General features: G+C 59.4%; 17 protein-coding genes. 7 read left to right on the top strand and 10 right to left on the bottom strand.

Annotated elements, in window-relative coordinates:
• The first annotated feature begins 102 nt into the window (after nucleotides 1–102).
• Complete coding sequence (locus ACWUI2_RS13775; RefSeq protein ID WP_486983430.1) at nucleotides 103–1,779, top strand: putative manganese-dependent inorganic diphosphatase; 1,677 nt, start codon at nucleotides 103–105, stop codon at nucleotides 1,777–1,779.
• 268 nt (nucleotides 1,780–2,047) lie between these two features.
• Here the strand turns inward: ACWUI2_RS13775 and ACWUI2_RS13770 are convergent, their stop codons facing one another.
• From ACWUI2_RS13770 to ACWUI2_RS13755, 4 genes are all read right to left on the bottom strand, one after another.
• Nucleotides 2,048–2,389 carry a hypothetical protein gene (locus ACWUI2_RS13770; protein WP_486983429.1) on the bottom strand — a complete coding sequence of 114 codons (342 nt, stop codon included), beginning with the start codon at nucleotides 2,387–2,389 and terminating at the stop codon, nucleotides 2,048–2,050.
• Nucleotides 2,368–2,757, bottom strand: coding sequence for a phage holin family protein (locus ACWUI2_RS13765; protein WP_486983428.1), 390 nt, complete (start codon nucleotides 2,755–2,757; stop codon nucleotides 2,368–2,370). The genes ACWUI2_RS13770 and ACWUI2_RS13765 overlap by 22 nt, the downstream gene beginning before the upstream one ends.
• A gap of 2 nt (nucleotides 2,758–2,759) precedes the next feature.
• The gene (locus tag ACWUI2_RS13760; RefSeq protein WP_486983427.1) at nucleotides 2,760–3,095 is read right to left on the bottom strand and encodes an ElaB/YgaM/YqjD family protein; all 336 of its coding nucleotides are present in this window, start codon (nucleotides 3,093–3,095) and stop codon (nucleotides 2,760–2,762) included.
• A gap of 438 nt (nucleotides 3,096–3,533) precedes the next feature.
• Nucleotides 3,534–5,477 carry an ABC-F family ATP-binding cassette domain-containing protein gene (locus ACWUI2_RS13755; protein WP_486983426.1) on the bottom strand — a complete coding sequence of 648 codons (1,944 nt, stop codon included), beginning with the start codon at nucleotides 5,475–5,477 and terminating at the stop codon, nucleotides 3,534–3,536.
• 258 nt (nucleotides 5,478–5,735) lie between these two features.
• On the opposite strand from ACWUI2_RS13755, the gene ftsH reads away from it, so the two are divergent.
• Nucleotides 5,736–7,571, top strand: coding sequence for an ATP-dependent zinc metalloprotease FtsH (ftsH, locus tag ACWUI2_RS13750; RefSeq protein WP_486983425.1), 1,836 nt, complete (start codon nucleotides 5,736–5,738; stop codon nucleotides 7,569–7,571).
• A gap of 185 nt (nucleotides 7,572–7,756) precedes the next feature.
• Complete coding sequence (locus tag ACWUI2_RS13745; protein WP_486983424.1) at nucleotides 7,757–9,076, top strand: 3-deoxy-D-manno-octulosonic acid transferase; 1,320 nt, start codon at nucleotides 7,757–7,759, stop codon at nucleotides 9,074–9,076.
• Nucleotides 9,077–9,373: 297 nt separating this feature from the next.
• On the opposite strand, the gene ACWUI2_RS13740 is transcribed toward ACWUI2_RS13745, so the two are convergent.
• On the bottom strand, nucleotides 9,374–10,489 hold the full coding sequence (locus ACWUI2_RS13740) for an alpha/beta hydrolase family protein (protein ID WP_486983423.1): 1,116 nt from the start codon (nucleotides 10,487–10,489) through the stop codon (nucleotides 9,374–9,376).
• 290 nt (nucleotides 10,490–10,779) lie between these two features.
• Between ACWUI2_RS13740 and ACWUI2_RS13735 the strand changes: the two genes are divergently transcribed.
• Both ACWUI2_RS13735 and ACWUI2_RS13730 read left to right on the top strand, forming a co-directional pair.
• Nucleotides 10,780–13,314, top strand: coding sequence for a DUF4838 domain-containing protein (locus ACWUI2_RS13735; RefSeq protein WP_486983422.1), 2,535 nt, complete (start codon nucleotides 10,780–10,782; stop codon nucleotides 13,312–13,314).
• Between the two features lie 4 nt (nucleotides 13,315–13,318).
• Nucleotides 13,319–14,434, top strand: a complete 1,116-nt coding sequence (locus ACWUI2_RS13730) for a LacI family DNA-binding transcriptional regulator (protein WP_486983421.1) — start codon at nucleotides 13,319–13,321, stop codon at nucleotides 14,432–14,434.
• Between the two features lie 25 nt (nucleotides 14,435–14,459).
• Here ACWUI2_RS13730 and ACWUI2_RS13725 read toward each other — a convergent pair whose 3' ends face one another.
• Entirely contained in the window at nucleotides 14,460–15,239 is a 780-nt protein-coding gene (locus ACWUI2_RS13725) for a DUF899 domain-containing protein (RefSeq protein WP_486983420.1), read from the bottom strand.
• Nucleotides 15,226–15,627: a DUF1428 domain-containing protein gene (locus ACWUI2_RS13720; protein WP_486983419.1), complete on the bottom strand. Its 402-nt coding sequence runs from the start codon at nucleotides 15,625–15,627 to the stop codon at nucleotides 15,226–15,228. Before ACWUI2_RS13720 ends, ACWUI2_RS13725 begins: the two co-directional genes overlap by 14 nt.
• A gap of 269 nt (nucleotides 15,628–15,896) precedes the next feature.
• Between ACWUI2_RS13720 and ACWUI2_RS13715 the strand changes: the two genes are divergently transcribed.
• A complete protein-coding gene (locus tag ACWUI2_RS13715) occupies nucleotides 15,897–16,103 on the top strand; it encodes a hexameric tyrosine-coordinated heme protein (RefSeq protein WP_486985066.1) in 207 nt (68 codons plus the stop codon).
• A 21-nt stretch (nucleotides 16,104–16,124) separates the two neighbouring features.
• Here ACWUI2_RS13715 and ACWUI2_RS13710 read toward each other — a convergent pair whose 3' ends face one another.
• The 3 genes from ACWUI2_RS13710 to obgE are packed head-to-tail and all read right to left on the bottom strand — an operon-like array spanning nucleotide 16,125 to nucleotide 19,411.
• Nucleotides 16,125–17,837 carry a GspE/PulE family protein gene (locus tag ACWUI2_RS13710; protein ID WP_486983418.1) on the bottom strand — a complete coding sequence of 571 codons (1,713 nt, stop codon included), beginning with the start codon at nucleotides 17,835–17,837 and terminating at the stop codon, nucleotides 16,125–16,127.
• A 21-nt stretch (nucleotides 17,838–17,858) separates the two neighbouring features.
• Nucleotides 17,859–18,353 carry a hypothetical protein gene (locus ACWUI2_RS13705; RefSeq protein WP_486983417.1) on the bottom strand — a complete coding sequence of 165 codons (495 nt, stop codon included), beginning with the start codon at nucleotides 18,351–18,353 and terminating at the stop codon, nucleotides 17,859–17,861.
• 26 nt (nucleotides 18,354–18,379) lie between these two features.
• Nucleotides 18,380–19,411, bottom strand: coding sequence for a GTPase ObgE (gene obgE / locus ACWUI2_RS13700; RefSeq protein ID WP_486983416.1), 1,032 nt, complete (start codon nucleotides 19,409–19,411; stop codon nucleotides 18,380–18,382).
• 181 nt (nucleotides 19,412–19,592) lie between these two features.
• On the opposite strand from obgE, the gene ACWUI2_RS13695 reads away from it, so the two are divergent.
• On the top strand, nucleotides 19,593–20,279 hold the full coding sequence (locus ACWUI2_RS13695; protein ID WP_486983415.1) for a M15 family metallopeptidase: 687 nt from the start codon (nucleotides 19,593–19,595) through the stop codon (nucleotides 20,277–20,279).
• The last annotated feature ends 5 nt before the right edge of the window (nucleotides 20,280–20,284 follow it).

Raw genomic sequence — 20,284 nt, 5'->3', positions numbered from 1 at the left:
CGACCTGGCTCTTTTTTTATCCGGACTTCCCCTTTCCCCGTTTTCGACTGTCCCTCGCCGCGCCATTCTGCTAAACTTTCTTTTTTTTATTCTTCCGAAACCATGTCTTCAACTACCTACATCATCGGCCACCGCAACCCGGACGCCGATTCCATTTGTTCCGCGATCGCCTACGCCGATTTCAAACAACAGACCGGCGAAAAGCAGTGTGTCGCCGCCCGTTGCGGTATTTCCAACGCCCGCATTGATACGATCTTACAGCGGTTCAACTTCGATCTCCCCCACTTTCTCGGCGATGTGACCCCCCGTCTCCGCGACATCATGACCCGCGATGTCATCAAAATCTCCCCCGGATCGACTTGTGGAGAGGCCCTCGAACTGATCGACAACCACGACATCCGCATCATCCCGGTGGTGGACGAAGAAAATACCTTGGAAGGTTTTGTCTCGGTCTTCCAGCTTGGTGAATTTTTCATCCCGAAACTCCGGGAATTGCGCGAAATGCGCCGGGTCCACGCCGATGTCGCTTCGATCGTCCGGACCCTGAAAGCCCAGGTCCTGAACTTGAACGGGGAAGACCGGGTCGAAGATCTTTTCGTCCGGGTCGGCGCCATGGATATCCGCTCCTTCGGCCGTTTCACCTCCGAAGAAGCGATTCCGCCTGAAAAGAGCATCATCGTCGTCGGCGACCGTTGGGACATCCAACAAAAATCGGTTCAAATCGGCGTCCGTTTGCTGGTGATCACCGGCGGATTGAAGGTTGAGGATGAAGTGATCGATCAGGCTCGCAAACAAGGAGTTAACCTGATCGTCAGCCCCTACGACTCCGCCACCACCGGTTGGTTGATCCGCACCGCCTCCACCATCGATCGTCTGATCGAACGCGACAGCGTCCACTTCGGACCCGACGTGCGGTTGGCCGAAGCCCGGCGCAAGGTCGCCTCAGTCAACAGCTCCGCCTTCATGGTGGTCGACGAATCCCATAAGTTGCTGGGGATCTTCACCAAGACCGACATCCTCAAACCGGTTCCGACCAACATCATTCTGGTCGATCACAACGAGCTCAGCCAAGCCGTGCCCGGAGCCAACGAAGTCAATATCCTCGAGATCGTCGACCATCACCGCCTCGGCAATCTCCATACCCAGCAGCCGATTCTTTTCATCAACGAACCGGTCGGCTCCACCTGTACCATCATCGCCGACCTCTACCGCCGGGAACGCCTCACCCCGTCTCCCCAGATCGCCGGTATCATGATGTCGGGAATCATCTCCGACACCCTCAACCTAAACGGCCCGACCACCACTCAAAAGGATCGCATCATCCTCGACTGGCTGAGCAAAATCGCCGAAGTCGAAGCCGACGACCTGGCCCATCTGATTTTCTCCTCCGGTTCTGTGATCCTCGACAACCCGCCGGAAAAAGTGGTCCGGAGCGATTCCAAAATTTATCAGGAGTTTGGCGTCCGTTTCTGCGTTTCCCAGGTCGAGGAGCTCGGATTCACCAATTTCTGGGACCATTCCGACGCCCTGCTGCAAGCCTTGCGCGATATTCAGGTCAAAGAAGACCTCCTTTTCGCCAGCATGCTGGTCACCGACATCAATAGCCAAAACTCCCTTCTGGCCGTCGCCGGCGACCCGGAGTTCATCGAGCGGATCCCGTATGTCGCTGTCCAGAAAAACGAAATCTTCGATCTTCCGGGAATCGTCAGCCGAAAGAAACAGCTGATTCCCTTCCTGACCGGACTCCTCCGCTCCCTCGGCCTCGGCGTGTCGAGTTAACCGCAGCGGAGGCGGCGCCTGTCCGAAAAGGCTTTGCTTCGGAACGCGGAGCCTGGTGGAAGAGCCGACACACCCCACCATGCTTGCGCATGGTCCCCCCCTCTCAAGAGGGGATCCGCGTGAAAAAATTCCCCTCTTGAGAGGGGTGGGGGTGTCCCAGTTCCCCTCTTGAGAGCGGTGGGGGGTGCCCCGTTCCCCTCTTGAGAGGGGGGGACCGCTCGCCAGAGCGGTGGGGTGTGTCCCCGCGGAATACTCGAGCCGGGAAACCTCAGTTTACTCCACGGCCTCGCAGAATCTCGCTTTGCTCCCGGGCGCTCGTTCGGCGGGAAATGTCCATGGCCACGGTGGCGGCCGATAACAAGGGGCCAAGGTAACGGACTCCCCGGTGTCCCCCCGCCCGCTGCCGCATGAGAGAAAGTCCCATCACCGAAGCGAACGACAGAGCAGGTCGGAGCCAAGGCAAACGCCCGAGTCCCGCCTCCTCCGCGATTTCCGCCCGCTGCCCGACCGCCCCCATGATTTGCCCGCATTCGGCGCGCAAGCGGTCACAGCGGGCAATGATCCGCTGCTTCTTCCTCTCAACCGGACTCAGTTCCTTTTTTGAAAACATTCGTAGTCCTTTTTGAATTCCCGGACGGTGTCGGCGAACGGAATCCGCTGCCGCTTCAAATAACGCCGGAATCCAATGGCGATCCCCGCGAGGGAAAGGGTGTAAAATAACGTCAACCCGATCAAGACCGCCAACTGGGCTCCCTCCCAAAACAAAAACACCAAAGTGACGTTGATCATGATAAATGCCATCGCCCCGCAGAAAATCGCCGCACTCGCCCAGATCAATCCTTGGATCAAACGATGGCGCTCCTCCTGGAGTTCGACCGACATCAACTCCAATCGGCTTCGCAGGATCGCGGCCAAATTCGCGGCAATGGCTCTCAGCAATCCCGCCAAACCGGCGCTGATTTTTTCGCCGCCTTCCATGGTCAATCCTTTCGGTTGAGCAACATGCCGACGATCAAACCGATGCCGGCCGCGATCCCCACCGCCTGATACGGTTTCTGCCGGATCGCCTGATCGGTGGCGGTTGCAGCGTTGACCACGTGATTCTCCGCGGTTTGGTAAGCGTTTTTCAGCCGATCGATTCGCGCCTGCAATTGTTCGCGAAGCTCTTCCACGGTTTCATCCATCTGATGACTGGCGGTTTGCATGATCAAATTTTCCGCTTCGTCGATCATGTCCCGCAGATTCAAAATCAATTCCCGCGGGGTCGGCCGATCATCGGTCTCCGGTTCTTTCACTTTTTCCTTCCTCTGGACCATATCCAAATCCTCAGTTCGCGTTCGAACAAACATAGTCGACTGGAAAGTCGCTCCCAGTCGTGCTATCAAGGTAACAAGGAAGCAAGCCGGTTACAATAAGGGTAAACCTTAATCCTAACTTCGCAGTATGAAAGCCGCAAAAAAGCGCAAAATACACAAAAGCATGGGATAGCTCATGAGAGGTCGGCCTTTCCGCTTAAGTTTCTAATTTTGAGCCTTCTGTGCCTTCTCGCGGCTAAACAGAGGGTATCCGAAAAGGTTTTCGGTCGTTCTCTGGCTGTAACAGCGGGACAACACACCCCACCATGCTCGCGCATGGTCCCCCCCTCTCCAGAGGGGAATTGCTCACAAACAGGCCCCCTTTTGAGAGGAAGGACCGCTCGCAAGAGCGGTGGGGTGTGTAGCGGAGCCGATCCGGCGAACGCTAACCCTCCCTTCTCAAATCGTCGCGCTGTCGCGGCTGGCGAGCTCTTCCCACTCCTCGGTGAACCTTTCGAGGTCGTCGGTCACTTGAGTCAACTCGCGGTTCACCGCCATCGCTTTCCCCGAATCTTCGTAGGTTTCCGGGGCTTCCAGCTGGGCGGTCAGTTCCTTCTGCCTTTTCTCCAAATCCATCACCTTCGCTTCGAGGCGAGCGACTTCTTTTTCCCAGGCCCGGCGGGTGGCCGCTTCCCGCTTCCTCTCTTCGGCTTCCTGGCGCTTTTGATCCTTGCTCTTGAAATGCGGACTACTCGCCGCCGGACCGGAATCCGGCCGTCCATCCGATTGGAGACGGTCTCCGGCGGTCAACGCCGCCCGGGCCGACGAAGCGTCCGTTTTTTGCAGGTAATAGTCGTAATTCCCCGCGTAAAAGGTCGGCTTTCCCGCGTTCACGTGCAGGACGGTGGTCGCCAAGGCCCGGATAAAATGGACGTCGTGACTGATGAAAATCAACGTTCCCTCGAATGGCTCCAGGGCCGTCACTAGCGCATCGATACTCGACATATCGAGGTGGGTCGTCGGCTCGTCCATCAAGAGCAAATTCGGCGGATCGAGCAGTAGTTTTACCAATGCCAACCGGCTTTTTTCCCCTCCGCTCAAGACCCGGACCGGTTTGAAAACGTCTTCTTCCCGAAAAAGAAACGACCCGAGCAAGGTCCGAACGTCTTGCTCCGAGACCACCTGCGGCGAGTCCATCGCCTCCTCCAGCACGGTGCGGCTTTCGTCGAGCATTTCGACCCGTTGCTGGGAATAGTAGCCGACTTTCACATTCAAACCGAGTTCTCGCCGCCCTTCCTGCAACGGTAGCACTCCCGCCAGAATCTTCAGCATAGTCGATTTTCCCGCTCCGTTCGGTCCGACCAAAACCGTCCGTTGGCCCCGCTCCGCTTCGAAGTCGATCCCGCGGTAAACGACCAAATCTCCGTAAGCATGATGGACGTCTTCCAGAGTAATCACTTTTCGCCCGCTTTTCTGGGGCTGGGGAAACCGGAATCGGATTTTCCGGTTCTCCTGAATCGGAGCCTCGATCTTCTCCATCCGGTCGATCTGCTTCAACTTGCTTTGCGCCTGGGAGGCTTTGCTCGCTTTCGCCCCGAACCGGTCGGCGAAGGTCTGCAGGCGCTTAATCTCCCGCTGTTGATTTTCATACGCGGCCTGATGCTGCTCCGCCCGCGCCTCCCGCTGCTCCAAAAAGGAGTCGTAATTCCCCCGGTAACGGTGCAACTGCCCATGCCGTATTTCGATGATACTGTCGGTCAACTGATTGAGAAACTCCCGATCGTGCGAGATCATCAGGATCGCCCCCGGATATTGTTTCAAATAATTCTGAAACCATTGGAGCGTCTCCAAATCGAGGTGGTTGGTCGGTTCGTCGAGCATCAAAAGATCCGGCTCGGTCACCAGCAAACGGGCCAAGTGAGCCCGCATGATCCATCCACCGCTCAGCGTTTTGGCCGGACGGCTGAAATCGGATTCGCGAAAGGCGAGTCCGCCGAGGATCTTCTTCGCCTTCGGCTCCAGATCGAAACCACCGAGATCGGAAAAGCGCTCGCGCGCCTCGTGATAGGCTTCGATATCCTGACTCCTCCCCTCCTCGAAATCCCGGATCATCGAACGCAGCGCCGCCACTTCCGGAGTCGCCGCCGTCGCCAACTCCAGGACGGTTTCGCTTCCGACCGGAGCGCTTTCCTGCGGCAGGAAACCAAGCGTCATCTTCTTCTCGGCGACGATGGTGCCGGCGTCGGGACTATTTTCCCCAAGAATCAGAGAAAACAGGGTCGTCTTTCCAGCGCCATTCGGCCCGACCAACCCGATCCGGTCACTGCGGTTCACTTGAAGGGCGACATCGCGAAACAAAATCCGGTCGCCATAGGCCTTACTGACTTGGGAAAGCGTGAGCATAATTCGAAACCCCTTACACTGGAAGGATCGCGCTCCGAATCAAGCTTGCTTCCACGATTGGGTCGCTTACCCGGATAATACGGGTCCACTTTCCTTTTTAATACAACGGCGACCAACCCAGGCCTTCCGGTCCAACGTAGGTTTCCCATCAGGTTTTCCCCGAGAAAAGGAATCGGAAAAAAACCGACCTCCGCTTGCGTTCCCCCGGTTTTCCCCTCTGTTGGCATTGTTCCGCAATAACCTTTTTCGAACTGAATTATGAGTCTTCGTCCAAACAAAAAGAAGAGCTGGATCCTCGCACTGGCAGCCGCCGTCGCCGTTTGCGCCCTCGCAGCCGCCGTCTATTTCAACTCCTCCGGGAAACAGGAAAACCTGACCTTCCCCGAGTTCGTCCAGAAGCTGGAGGCGGGACAAATCACCGAAGTGAAGATTGTCAGCTCGAACAATCTGCGGAGCAAACTGGAGGGCGAATACGCCGCGAAATCCGGCGCAACCGTCGGCTTCACTTCCCCGGTCCTCCTGCAATACCAATCCGATCTCAGCGGCCTTCTCGCCCAACACGGTTTCGCCGCAATCGAACAAAACAGCGGAGGCGCGTCCCTCCCGCCCCTGATCATCGTTTACATCCTGGTCTTGATCCTCCTCGGCCTTTTCATGGCCCAAATGCTCGGCGTGGTCAACCTCGCCCCGAGCGTCGGCCAACGCATCACCTCGCCGAAAATCCAATTTAAAGACGTGGCGGGAATCGACGACGCCAAAGACGAAATCATGGAGGTGATCAGCCTCATCAAGAAGCGGGCCAGCATCACCCAACTCGGGGGCACCATTCCAAAGGGCATCCTGATGGTTGGTCCTCCGGGCAACGGCAAAACATTGCTGGCCAAAGCGATCGCCACCGAGGCCGGACTTCCTTTCTTCGAGATCAGCGGCTCCTCCTTCGTGGAGAAATACGTCGGCACCGGTGCCGCGAGGGTCCGTTCCTTGTTCAAAAAGGCCCGCAAACAGGCTCCTTGCGTCGTCTTCATCGACGAAATCGACGCCGTCGGCGGCAGTCGCTCCGACAGCGGCGAAGGCGCAGCCCGCGAACACAACCAGACGCTGAACGCCCTCTTGGTGGAGATGGATGGCGCCAGCGGGCGCGAAGGGGTGATCGTGGTCGCGGCCACCAATCGAAAAGAGATCCTCGACAAGGCACTCCTCCGCCCCGGCCGTTTCGACCGCTCCCTCTACATCGGTCTCCCCGACATCAAGGGCCGCGAAGCGATCCTCAAGGTCCACAGCCGCTCCGTGAAACTTTCCTCGGAGATCGATTTCACCGAAATCGCCAAGATGACCCCCGGATTCAGCGGGGCCGAACTGGCCAGTCTGATGAACGAAGCCGCCCTCGCCGCCGGACGCCGGGGGGCCGATTCGATTTCCGCCAGTGATCTCGCCACCGCCCGCGACCGTATTTTGCTCGGCTCCGACAAAAGCGGCAACAAGTTGAACGAGCGCGAAAAATGGCTCACCGCCTACCATGAAGCCGGCCACACCGTGGTGAACCACTTCATGGAACACGGCCAACGGCTGGAGCGGGTGACGATTATTCCCCGGGGAGGAGCGCTCGGCGTCACCTTGATGGTTCCGGAGGAAATGAAATACGGCGAAACCAAATTGAAATTGCTCGACACCATCTGCGTCCTGATGGGAGGCCGTGCCGCCGAAGAAGTTTTCCTGGGGGACATCAGCAGCGGAGCCAGCGGCGACATCGGAGCCGCCACCCGTTACGCCAAGAAAATGGTCTGCGAATGGGGAATGAGCTCCGATATCGGGATGGTCCGCTACGAAAACCGGAGCGACGAATATCTTTCCACCCATGGCAGCGGCGGACGGGCGGTCGAAGAAGAAATCCGTCGGATCATCTCCGCCGAATACGAACGGTCGATCGGGATCATCAAGACCCACCGCGACAAAGTCGTGCGGCTGACCGAGGCCCTCGTTGAACGCGAAACCTTGACGAAAGCGGAAGTCGACGCCTTGATGGCCGAAAGCAGTGAAACGGCTCCCGCCGACGACGCGACTCCGGAAAGCCGGACCGAAGCGTTGACAGTTTAATCCGGAGCGGGATCCGAGCAGATTTCCTCTCCTCCCATGCGAAGGGCGGCTCCAGAGCGAGCCGCCCTTTTTGCTGGGAAGAAAGCGGGGCGGAAGTTCCCGCGTTACCAATCTTGCGGTCGCGCCCGCCCAATTCCGCAGAGCAGACCGACAATTTGCTTTGTCTTCATGCGCCCGGCCAAGGTATGAAGATCGCTTTCATGATTTGGCTTTACCGCATCCTTTTCTTTCCCGTCTTCCTGGTGCTCGCGCCCCATTACTTCCTCCGTATGAAACGCCGGGGAGGTTACCGCAAGGACTTCCAGACCCGATTCGGCCTCATCGATCCCCTTCCCGCCCGCCGCGACGGCGTCAAACGGCTTTGGATCCAGGCGGTCAGCGTCGGGGAAATCCTCGCAGTGACCCCGATCATCCGGCGCCTTCGCGAAGAAAGGAACTACGAAATTTTCCTGACCACGACCACCAGCACCGGTTACGCCCTGGCCAAGGAACGATTGGCGGAGTCGACCATCGGAATCGCCTACTTCCCGCTCGATTTCTGGCCGTTCGTGGCGAAGGCGTGGAAACGGATCGAGCCGGACGCCTGCGTCCTCTTCGAAGCCGAAATCTGGCCCGAACATCTCGCCCAAGCCCGCCGCCGTGAGGTGCCGGTGATCTTGATCAACGCCCGGATGTCCGACCGCACCTTCGCCCGCCTGAACCGTCTCCGACTGTTCGCCGCCGCCATGCTCGACCAATTCACCCTAATTTTGACCGCCTCCGAAGAAGACCGGCATCGATTCCTGACCCTTGGGGCGGACGAAGAACGGACGGTGGTCAGCGGCAACATCAAACTCGACGTCGCCATCGACCCGATCCTCTCCGACCGCGAGCGAACCTCCCTCGGCAAGGAACTGGGCTTGATGGAACCGGGCCGCGACACCTCCCTGATCATCCTCGGCTCCTCCACCTGGCCCGGCGAAGAACGGTCGTTGCTCCGCCTGATGCAGCGGGCCCGCGGCGAAGGAATCGATTGCCGACTGCTGCTGGTCCCGCGCCATGCCGAGCGGCGGGGGGAAATCGCCGAATTGTTAAACGAGTTCCCCTTCACCACCCATTTTCGTTCCGCCGGAGAAGCACCCGGACCGGTCGACGTCGCGGTGGGCGACACCACCGGAGAATTGGTCCGCCTCACCCAGTTGGCCGACCTGGTGTTCGTCGGAAAAAGCCTCCCCCCCAACGACGGGGGGCAAACCCCCATTGAGGCGGCCGCCCTCGGCAAACCGCTGATTTACGGTCCCTATATGAGCAACTTCCGACTGATCGCCCGGGAATTAGTCGATTGCGGCGGGGCGCTGGTCGTCGGCGACGAAATCGACTTCATCGAACACGCTCTCCCCCTGCTCCGCAACGGCTCCAAACGGATCCGAATGGCCAACGCCGCCAAGAGCTGGCACGCCGAAAACCGCGGGGCCACCGACACCACCGTCGGAGCCCTCTCCGAGATCGTCGAACCCGCCACCTAACCGCCATCCAAGGGTGGTCGAGCTGGCAAAAGGGCGTTCGGACTCTGAGTAGGACGGGACACACCCACCGCTCTTTACTGTTCATGCGGGTCGCAGTGCTAAATCGGAGGGTTGGCTTCCAGCCGACCTTATCGTGAAACGACGCCGACGGCCGACGGCAGGATGCCATCCCTCCCAGTGGCGAGGGAGTTTCATTCCACGTTGTTCCCCGGGCGCAACCCGGATTTTTGCTCTCGCGCCGGGGGACCACGTGCCAGCATGGTGGGGCGTGTCGTAGATTACCGGCGTTCGCAGACCCTACCTCCAATGCCAGTCCGCGAAATCCATGAAGCGGTTCCAGTCATATTCGATGAGGTCATGCTTTCCCTCGCGAAGATGGTACCCAATGTGGCCGGTGTGGAGAGGCCGACCGCTGGGGGGAAATTCGTCGGTGCCGACGCCCTTCAATCCGAAAAGCTCGTAAACGGGGCCGGCGTGAACCGCCGACAGGAATTCCCCTTTCGGATCCGCCCACGCATCTTCCGAAGCGCTGGCGACATAAACCAAACGAGGCGCCATCAAGGCGATCAATTGATGCTGATCGACCGGGAGCGCCTCTTCATTTTCGTTAAACTTATCGTAGTTGGCGCAAAACCAGTGCGGAAACGCTCGATTGATCCGTCCGACTCGCTCGCCTTCCAAGCGCCGGGCCAATGCCGCGCCGGTGCAGCCCGAATTATTACTGATGACCAACGCGAACCGTTCGTCTTCGGCCCCGCTCCAAAGTGCGGCCTTTCCGCCTCGCGAGTGTCCCACCACGGCGATCTGTTTTTCATCGATGTCCGGATCGGTCTCGAAGTAATCCATGACCCGGCTCGCCCCCCAGGCCCATGCGGCGATGGTTCCCCAGGCATCGGGTGATCGCGCGCCTGGTCCCGGCTCGAAAATACCGTGCACGCCGTGGCGGAACATCCCGGGCCTGTCCGGCGCGACATCGGCGTTGTGAAACGCCGCCGCCACATAACCCCGTTCGACGATACGTTCCGCCGGCCAAAAAGAGGTTCGATCCTTTCGGGTCGGATCGATGTTCTGTCGACTTCGATTGCAGATAAGCAAAAAAGCGGGGGCCGGTTTGGTGATTTCGTTCGGAATGAAGACGACTAATTCGATCTTACCCTCCCCGCCGGGCCCCGAATAATGAATATCGACCAGCCGCAAAGTCGCCATTCCGTCCATGGCTCCGGCGTCGGTATCCTTCACCTCGAATCGAAGAGTCTCCGGGCGACCGACCGGGGTGCGACCGTATATATGTTCGCGAAAGAGCTCCAACGTCTCCGGACGCCGCGTCTCGTGCCACTCCTCGGGCGTCGCGACCATCGTGCCCGAACGCGTCACAAGCGGATCGGGCAGCGACAAGTCGTTCGCCGCGGACACCGCCGTTACCATGAATATCCCGCCCAATATGATCGCTGCCTCTTTCATAAAACCGCGTGCGACTTCCCCGCAGCCCGGTCGCTTCTTGTGAAAATCGATTCCACCATGGCCTTCGCGAAATCGAAGTCAAAGCGAATGGAGACGGGGCAAAAAAATGCCATTATGAAATTAGATTTTGTTTTTTGATAAAAAAATCGATCGACGAACGAAGATCGATTGCTAATTTCGGAGTATCCGCGCGATTTCGAACGAGTCGCACACCACCTTCATTTCAACGGAGAGACACACCCATGCGAATCGGAACGCCCCGCTTCCCTGTTTTTAAACGCTGCCTGGCCGGATTGAGCTTACTGATCGGCCTCGGCTTTCAATCGACGGGTTTCGCGGGTCCGCCCGAGGCGGTGCTCGCCCGGGATGGACGGGCCGTCCTGCCGGTGGTCGTTGCGGCCGACGCCTCCGAGGAGGTCCGTCACGCGGCCGAGGAGTTGGCCGAACAACTTGGGCGGATCACGGGGGGCGAATTCACCGTCCAGCCGGGCGACGGCCGCAACGGAATCGCCGTCGGAGTGACGGAGGATTTCCCCGCGCTCGACGTGGAAGAGCGGCTCGCGGGCGAGGGTTTGGGGCGGTTGCAACATTACCTGCTCCAGTCGACAAACGACGGCGTCCGGGTGATCGGCGCCACGCCGCAGGCGGTCGTTTTCGCGACGTGGGATCTGCTCCACCGGATCGGCCACCGCCAATATTTCCCCGGTCCCAATTGGGAGGTGGTGCCCCACACGCCGACTCTTTCGATCGCGGTGGACGTGATGGAATCTCCTTCGTTTTACACCCGCGAGATTTGGTCGACCTGGGGGTTGCACGATTTCAACCGCGACCATTACCACGAATGGTTGCGGCGCAATCGGGCGATCGGGTTCAGCCTGCAGGACCGCCATGCGTTTCGGTTGCTTTACGAGCGGCATCGCGAATTCCTCGAAGCCAATCCGCACTACCTCGCCTTGGTCGACGGCGAACGGAAACCCCGGGGAGCGAGAAACAGCGGGGTCAAATTCTGTCTCTCGCAACCGGAGGTCAGGCAATTTATCGTCGCCGATCGGATCACCGAACTGGAGCGAGCCCCGGACGATTCGATCAGTATCGATCCGAGCGATTTCGGTTTCTGGTGCGAATGCGAGGATTGCGCCGCCATGGGAAGCATCAGCGATCAGGTGGTCATTCTCGCCAACGAGGTCGCCGAGGCGGTGGTCGAACGGTTTGGACCCGACCGCTACGTCGGCGTGTTGGCTTACAATTACCACTCTCCCCCACCGGCGTTGACCGTCCATCCGAACGTGATCGTCAGCGTGGCAACCCAATTCATCAAGGGAGGCTTCACCGCCGACGAATTAATCGACGGCTGGCATCGCCAGGGAGCGACGATCGGCGTTTACGAGTATTACTCCCGCAATATCACGACCTACGACCTTCCGGGGCGCGCGCCGGTGACGAACCTCGAGTTCCTCCGCAAAAGCATCCCGGCGTTCCACGACCGAGGGGTCCGGTTCCTGCGCGGCCAGTCAACCGACACCTGGGGCGGCTACGGCCTCGGCTACTATGTGGCCAAGCGATTGATGTGGGACCGTCACGAAGATGTCGATACGATCGTCGACGATTTCCTGACTCGCTCCTTCGGCGAAGCCCGGGAACCGATGGAAGCGTTCTTCGGACTGCTTTACAGCGAACGACCCGTTTTGCTCTCGGAAGATTTGGTCGGCCGGATGTATCGTCATCTCGCGCAAGCGTCGGAGCTGACCGATGATCCCCGGATCCTGGCCCGGATCCACGATCTGGCCCTCTACACCCGCTATGTCGATCTTTACCGCCAGTTCGACGAGGCGGCCGAAGATGAACGGCTGGAAGCGCTCGGGCGGATGCTGAGCCATTCCTACAAGTCGCGTCACTCGATGATGATCCATGTGCGCGCCCGGTGGGCGGCGGCCTTCAGCGCCAGATCGACTTTGGTGCCGCCGGACGAAATGGATTGGGACGTGCCCGAAGGTGAGAATCCGTGGAAACCGGAATCGCTCTACACGGCCGAGGAGATCGACGAACTGATCCGCGACGGCATCGCCCGCCACCAACTGTTCGATTTCGATATGCGGACATTTTCCCGAAACCTGGTTCCGGCGTCGAAGTTTTTGGATACGGTTGCCCAGGCCTCCGCCCGTAGGCATCGGGTGAACGGCTGGGGAACGATGTCGTTTTACACGTGGATCCATGACGCTCCGGCCGAGATCGTTTTGGACGTCACCGGAGGATGGATGCACCAGAACCGCGGCCCGGTCCGCGTCTATCTGATCCCGGATGAAGCGCCGGACGATCTGCCGGTCGACCAAGCCGAAGTGCCTCCCGATGGCGTCACGCGCACGGTGGAATTGCGGACGACTCAGCCGGGGCTCCACCGCATCGAAGTCATCAGCGGCTCGGGCGGCATGGAGATCGCGTGGCAACCGGAGTTGCCTCTGACCTACGAAATGAGCAGCGAAACGAGCGGGGTCCGTCATGTCACCCAACCGTTGACCGCCTATTTCGTGGTCCCCCGGGAGAACGAGCGGGTGGTCGGCTATCTGGAAGGTCCGGCGACCATCCATGACGCCGAGGGGAACAAGGTCTTCGAGCATGAAGGCAATCCCGGCTACTTCGATCTGCCGGTCGCCAACGGCCAGGCCGGCACGGTCTGGAGTATCCGAGGTTACCGGGGAACGCCCCGTTTGTTGAACGTGCCGGCCTACCTCGCCCTCGATCCCCGAGGCTTGCTGGTTCCCGCCGAGTTGATTGATTGAACCGATGTCGACACGGATCCTGGCAGAAGAGAACCGGCTGGAGCAGAAGGCGAAGGCCGTCACCATTTTCGAAGTGGCCCGCCGCGCGAAAGTGGCGCCGAGCACGGTTTCGCTCGTCACCAACGGCAATGGTTTCGTGAGCGATGAAACCCGGGAGGCGGTGGAGGAAGCCATCCGCGAACTCGGCTACATTTCGCGGAGGCGACGCGGCCCATCCCCGGCGGCGACGCGGTCGCTCAAGGGGCTGGATATCCTCGTGGTTTACGTCCACCTCCCGTCCGGACCGACGCCGATGACTGCCAGCACCGTCGGCGTCATCGAAGGCATCAACCATACGTTGGGCCTGCAAAAGATCCGTCCCAGTCTGGTGGCGGCCGCCGGTCACGTGGCGGACGACTTGGTCTTGTTGAGTAGCTTGGAGAGCCGCCAAGTCGACGGCGCGATCCTGGTCGGCATGGGAATGGAAGACCGCGGTTACGCCCAACGGCTGCATGAGGCGGGCATTCCGTTGGCGTTGGTCGGATACCAACCTCCCCGGCCGACGGTCAGCGGAGTGGCGGCCGATTACTACCATGGGAGCCTCCTCGCAATGAGGCATTTGCTGGAGCTCGGTCACCGCCGGATCGGTTTCGCCGGATGGAATCAAACCCATTGGGCGACCGTCGAACGTTTCCGGGCTTATCAAGACGCTCTGGAGGCCGCCGGACAAAAAAATTCCGATCCGCTCCACACCCACGGCGTCGCCGGCGATGCCTTGCGCGACCTCCTGAAAAATCATTTGCGAGCCCGCCTCGACAAAGGACACACGGCCTTCGTCATGGGAGACTCGTTGGCTAAAACCGCGGTGCCGGTACTCGAAGAACTCGGCAAACGTGTCCCCCGGGACGTCTCTGTCGTCGGATTCGACAATCTCGGACTGACCGTCGGCAAGCCCCCGTTGAAGCTCACCACCATCGGATACGACCAGCGCTATCTCGGGGAAACGGCGGTACGAACGCTCCTCGACGTGATCGAATCCCAGGGACGAACCCGCAGCATCACCCGGACCATCGCCACCGAATTCATTCCCGGCGCCACGACGGCCCCCTGCCGCCCCCGCGCCGCGCGACAAAAAAACTAACAGGTGTTAATTTTTTTGTCGCGGTTCATGACTGCTTCTCGTGACAGCCGCAGCCGGATTCCGGTGAGGCCGTTTCGTAGCGGTCGTGCAGTCGGACCCAATCCATCGTCGAGCGTTCGTTGCGCCCAAGCGGAGTCAGGTCGAGGAAGTTGTGGGTCGCGCAGAGGATATCGACTCCGCGGGAATAACAGGAATAGGTGTGGTAAATCCCGCCGTCCGGCTTCCGATAAAAGACGCTGATCCCATGGTGTTCCTCCCCGGCGTCGCTGCCGTCGATCTTTTCAAAATTGTAGAGGATTTCGCCCGACGCGAGGTCCTCCGGTCGGGAAGAAGCGTGAAAATCGTAGTTGAAATCGGTCCCGTTGGATGAAACCCAGGGAAAGCGCCATCCCATCCGTTTCTTGAAGGCCGACAGTTTCTCCAGCGGAGCCCGGGAGACGGCAACCAAGGAAACGTCGTGGTGGGCGAGGTGGAGGTTGACCCCGTCGAAATGGTCGGAGAGGAAGGAGCACCCGTCGCACCCCTCTTCCCAGTCCGGACCGAACATGAAATGGTAAACGATCAACTGGCTGCGGCCGTCGAAGAGATCGTCGAGCGTCCGTTTCCCCGCCGTCGTGTCGAAAACGTATTCCTTATCCACCTTCACCCACGGCAACGCCCGGCGCCGGGCACTGAGTTCGTCCATTCGTTTCGTCAACTCCTTCTCGCGCGCCAGCAGTTCCCGGCGAGCGGCGATCCATTCCTCGCGCCCGACCACCGGATGGTCGGCGAGTTCCTGTTCGGTCGGTATTCTAGCGACTGGCATTTTCCATTTCCTCCGCAATCGTAGTTCCACTTTCCCAGATCGACCGGAAACCGCCGAAAGCCATTCGATCCGGATCGAAAAGGCCGTGGACGGTCGGACATAGTTCTTTCATTCGGGGATCGACCCTTGCCTTGGCGTTGACCTCGTCACGATGTTCCCGCGACTTGTAGGTGATCCAGGCGAAGACGACGGTCTCGTCCTCTTTGGCCCCGACCATCTTCCGGAAGGACAAAGCCTCCGCGATGTCCAAATCATCCCCCACGCATTCGAGGCAATGCAGCGCCCCATGCTCCATCCAGACCTTATCCGCCGCCGACGCCACCCGCCGGTATTCTTCCACTTTGTCCTTCTTCAGGGGAAGAACGAACCCATCCACGTAACCACTCATCCCATTCCTTTCTGCTCGTTGTTTCGGTGTCACGAGAAACTCACGCCCGACAATCTACATACCGTCCGGTATGTTTGTCAACGCGCGGAAATGTGAATTGTTGGAGTCCCGCCTTCAGGGCGGTCCCCACCTCGGCTCAAAGACCGACTAAAGCCGGGACTCCAACAGGGCGAGCCCTAGCCGGCGGCGGCCTGGCCGCGGAAACTGAAAAGCCGTCGGAGAAGAATCCGGCCTCCACCGGATCGGCGGAAGCCTCGTCGTGGAGTCTCATCACCGCGACGCCGGAGGAAGGATTCCAGCTGGCGATCCGGTTGGCGCGGCGGGGGGTCACGGAGGCGCAGCGCGACCGGGAAACGTTGTTTCGGCTGCGCGAGGTTTACTCAAAAAATCACGACGCTCTGATCGCGGCCTCCCGCGTGGTAGCAGTCCATTTCCAGACGATCGCCGCGGCGAACAATCATTGGCGCGGCGATTGAGTCGGGACTCCGCCCGGCGGATTATAAATCGGGCGGAACGGTCGAAAGGGCTTCCTCCACCGTGCTGACTCCCGCCTGGACTTTATACATGCTGTCCTGGTGAAGCGTCTTCATCCCGTTCCGCACGGCGATGCGTTTCAATTCGGCGGTCTCCTTTTCCTGGTTGATCGCATGAATCAGTTCATCGGTGGTCACCATCAATTCATGGATACCGACCCGTCCTTTGTACCCGGAACCTCCGCACACCGAGCACCCTTTCGGATTGGCTTTGTAAATGGTCCCGGTCCAGCCGATCGCTTTTTCCATGATCTTGGCTTCGCGACCTTCCGGTTCGTAGGGAATCCGGCACTTTTTACAGATCCGCCGCATGAGCCGTTGACTGCAGACACAGAGGAGCGACGACGAGATCATGAACGGCTCGATCCCCATGTCGGTCAAACGGGCGACGGTGCCGGGGGCGTCGTTGGTGTGAAGGGTGCTCAGAAGCAAGTGACCGGTGAGGGCGGCCTCGACGGCGATGTTGGCGGTTTCCTTGTCGCGGATTTCCCCGACCAGCACGATATCCGGGTCTTGCCGGAGGAAGGCCCGGAGCGCGTTGGCGAAGGTCAGGCCGATCTGGCGGTTCATCTGCATCTGGTTGATGCCGCTCAAGGTGTATTCGATCGGATCCTCGGCGGTGCGGATCACCAGTTCCGGGGAATTGATTTCATTCAACGCCGAATACAGGGTCATCGATTTCCCCGAGCCAGTCGGTCCGCAGTGGAGAATCATCCCGTAGGGCTGGCGGATGACCTCGCGGTAGCGGGCGAGGTTTTCATCCGAGAATCCCAGCATCGGAAGCGGAAGGGTCGACTTTTCCTTGTCGAGAATACGCATCACCACCCCTTCGCCGTGGTTCAGCGGCGCGGTGGAGACCCGCAAGTCGATGTTGATGTTCTTTTTGGTGAAATGCTTGTAGATGATCCGACCGTCCTGGGGCATCCGCCGTTCGGCGATGTCGAGATTCGACATGATCTTCAAGCGAGCGACCAGCGCCCCGTTGACTTTCCCGGGGAGACGAAGTTTTTCCTGACAAATGCCGTCGATCCGGTAGCGGACAATCACTTCCTTTTCCCACGGTTCAACGTGAATATCGCTCGCCCCGGATTTGAAGGCATCTTCAATGATTCGGTTGGCGAGCTGGATGATCGGTTTGCTCTCCTCGTCCTCCAAATCCTCCGCCGTGACACCACCGCCCGCGTCGGCGAACTCGGCGCCGATCGCATCGACGACATCGTGGAACTCCACTGCCTCCTGCGGTTCCTCGCCTTTGAGTTTGCTCAGGATATCCTTCTCGGGGGCCAGCAACGGCACCACCTTCAATCCCGACATCTCTTCGATGCGACTGGAAACGGCCAGTGCGAACGGATTCGAGAAGGCGACCGAAAGAAACCCATCCAGCATGCTGACCGGGAAAATCTTGTGCTCTTGACAAAATTCGCGGGGAAGTTTCTCGAAAATGTCGGGCTGGTGCCGGCAACGGACGACATTGATCGGGGGCAAGCCGCCGGCCTTGGCCTTGGCCACCATGATCTTGAACGGAGAAATTCCGTACTGATCGTAGAGAAGCTTGTCGAGCGCCTCGCCGCTCATTTCACCCGGAGCCGCAACGATCTCCTCGTGTTGTTCGTCGGTCAGCAACTGCATCACCCGCAGGTGATTGATCACGGTGGTTTGAATACGCCCTAAAGCCATGGTTTCGGTCCTGTGGAAAAATTATCGAGCCTGTTTCGCCTCCTCTTTCACCCGGTCGACGAAATCCGCAATACTGTTCATCGTCGTCGCATACCAGATGATCGGTCCATCGATCCGCTTTTCCCAATAATCCCGGGCCGCCAGGCTGAGGTAATAACTGGTCGCCATAAAGGTGAATCCGTCTTCCCGATCGAACGGCAACGACCAGGTCGCCCAAATCAGTTCGGGGTCGACCATTTCGCGGCACTCCTCCGGCACGATGCAATCGCTGAGTTGGATCAAACCCAGGCCGTATTCCCGGATAACGAACGCGATCAGGTCGGTTTCGCTCACGCTTCCCATCTCCCCCAGGAGAACCGAAAGAAGGTTCGATTGCCGGGTGACACCGTTCTTGAGGAGCTCGAAAAGTCGCTCGTTGGCGGCTTCCAAGTGTTCGATATTGACCAGATTGTGCTCCACCAGGCTGGCTCCCAGAACCCGGTTGGAACGCAATAAAAGGGAACGATGATTACTCATGGGAATTGATTGATCGGAATGAATGTTCAAGGGATCTCCGGCGTCTCCGCCGAAGGAGCGACCGCCCGGTGCGCCCGGACTTCCTCCAGTATCCGTTTTTTCAAGACATCGAGTCCCTCCTCCGAAAGACACGAAATGGGAATCACCTCGACGTCGAACTTCTTGCGAAACGTTTTCAGATTTTCCGCCGACTCCTCTTCGTCCATTTTGTTCGCGACCACCATCCGGGGTTTTTCCAGAAGAACCGGATCGTACAACCGAAGTTCGGTCAGCAGGCTCTCATAATCCTCGGCCGGGTCCCGTTGATCGGTCGCGGCCATGTCGAGCATGAGGAGGAGGATCTTGCAACGTTCGATGTGACGCAGGAAACGGTGCCCGAGGCCGCGGTTTTCACTCGCTCCGGCGATCAGACCGGGGATGTCGGCCAAAAAGACCCGTTCGAACTCCTCCGGATACTCGATCACCCCGATCTGGGGATGGAGGGTGGTGAACGGATAAGCGGCGGTCCGCGGATGAGCCCGGGTGATGAGATTGGTGAGCGAGGACTTCCCGGCGTTCGGATAACCGACCAGGCCGACGTCGGCGATCGTTTTCAGCACCAAACGATAGTCGCCGGTCTCTCCCGGCTCACCGTCGTTGGCCCGGCGCGGGGTCCGGTTGGTGGGGCTCTTGAAGTGAATGTTCCCCCAACCGCCGTTGCCTCCTTTGCAGAGAGTCACCCGCTCCCCTTCTTCCAATAGCTCCGCCACGACCTTTCCCGTCTCCAGATCGGTGACGACCGTGCCGGGCGGGAGTTTCAACACGCAGTCGCTCCCGGCGTGTCCATGCTGGTCGGAGCCACGCCCCGGTTCCCCGTTGCCCGCCTGGTGTTTTGGCTTGAACCGGAAAGCGGTCAAGTCGTTGGTGTTGCCGTCGGCCTCGAGAATCACGTCCCCTCCCCGGCCGCCGTCCCCGCCGTTGGGACCGCCAAACGGCTCAAACTTCTCCCGCCGAAAACTGGCGCATCCGTGCCCTCCGTCACCCGCCTTGACGGCGATTGTCACCTCATCGATAAACATTTCTTGCTTCTCCGCTCCGAAAATTGTGGTTGTTGCCCGTCCAGACTCGATTACGGTGAGTCCGCCTTCGAATGGCGAAGTTTCAAAAATCATCCATCGGGCGAAAACCGAAGGTCAAGCCTGCCAGCAACAAATCAAGCGTCGGAGCAGTCGCAAACCAATCTTTTAAATTCTTTTTAATATGTCTCCGCTCGAATTGACCGGCCGCACCCCCTCCCATGTCCAGCCGTCCCCCCACCATCCGGCGATCCGGATGCATCCGCGGGCGGCGGCGGTCTTTGGGGAATTACAGAGGGCGGCGGCCGTCGACGGCATCCAGATGGAGGCCGTCAGCGCCTTCCGTGACTTCGACCGCCAAGCGGCGATCTGGAATGCGAAATGGACCGGAAAACGGCCGCTGCTCGACCGTTCCGGGCACCCGCTGGATCCCGCGGCGCTCAATCCGGTCGAACTGGCGCACGCCATTTTGGTTTGGTCTGCCCTCCCCGGTGCGAGCCGTCATCATTGGGGATCCGATTTCGACGTGATCGACTCCGCGGCGGTGCCCTCCGGCTACGCTTCCCGTTTGCACCCGGACGAATACGCTGCGAACGGACCGTTTTCCCGGCTCCATCTCTGGCTGGAAGAGAACATGGGGAGATTCGGTTTCTTTTTTCCATATCGAACGGACCGAGGCGGCGTTTCACCCGAACCGTGGCACATCAGCTTCGCCCCGGTGGCCGTTCCGGCCCTCGATCGCCTCACTCCGGGACTGGTTGAGGAATCACTCGGGACCGGAGAGATCGCCGGCATCGAAACCATTCGCCCCCGGCTGGTCGAAATATTCGAACGCTACGTGACCAACATCGATCCGGTTCCCGGCAGTTGAGCGGG

It is taken from the genome of Verruconatronum alginivorum (assembly GCF_056590205.1).
This window is presented reverse-complemented; position numbering and strand designations above follow the sequence as displayed.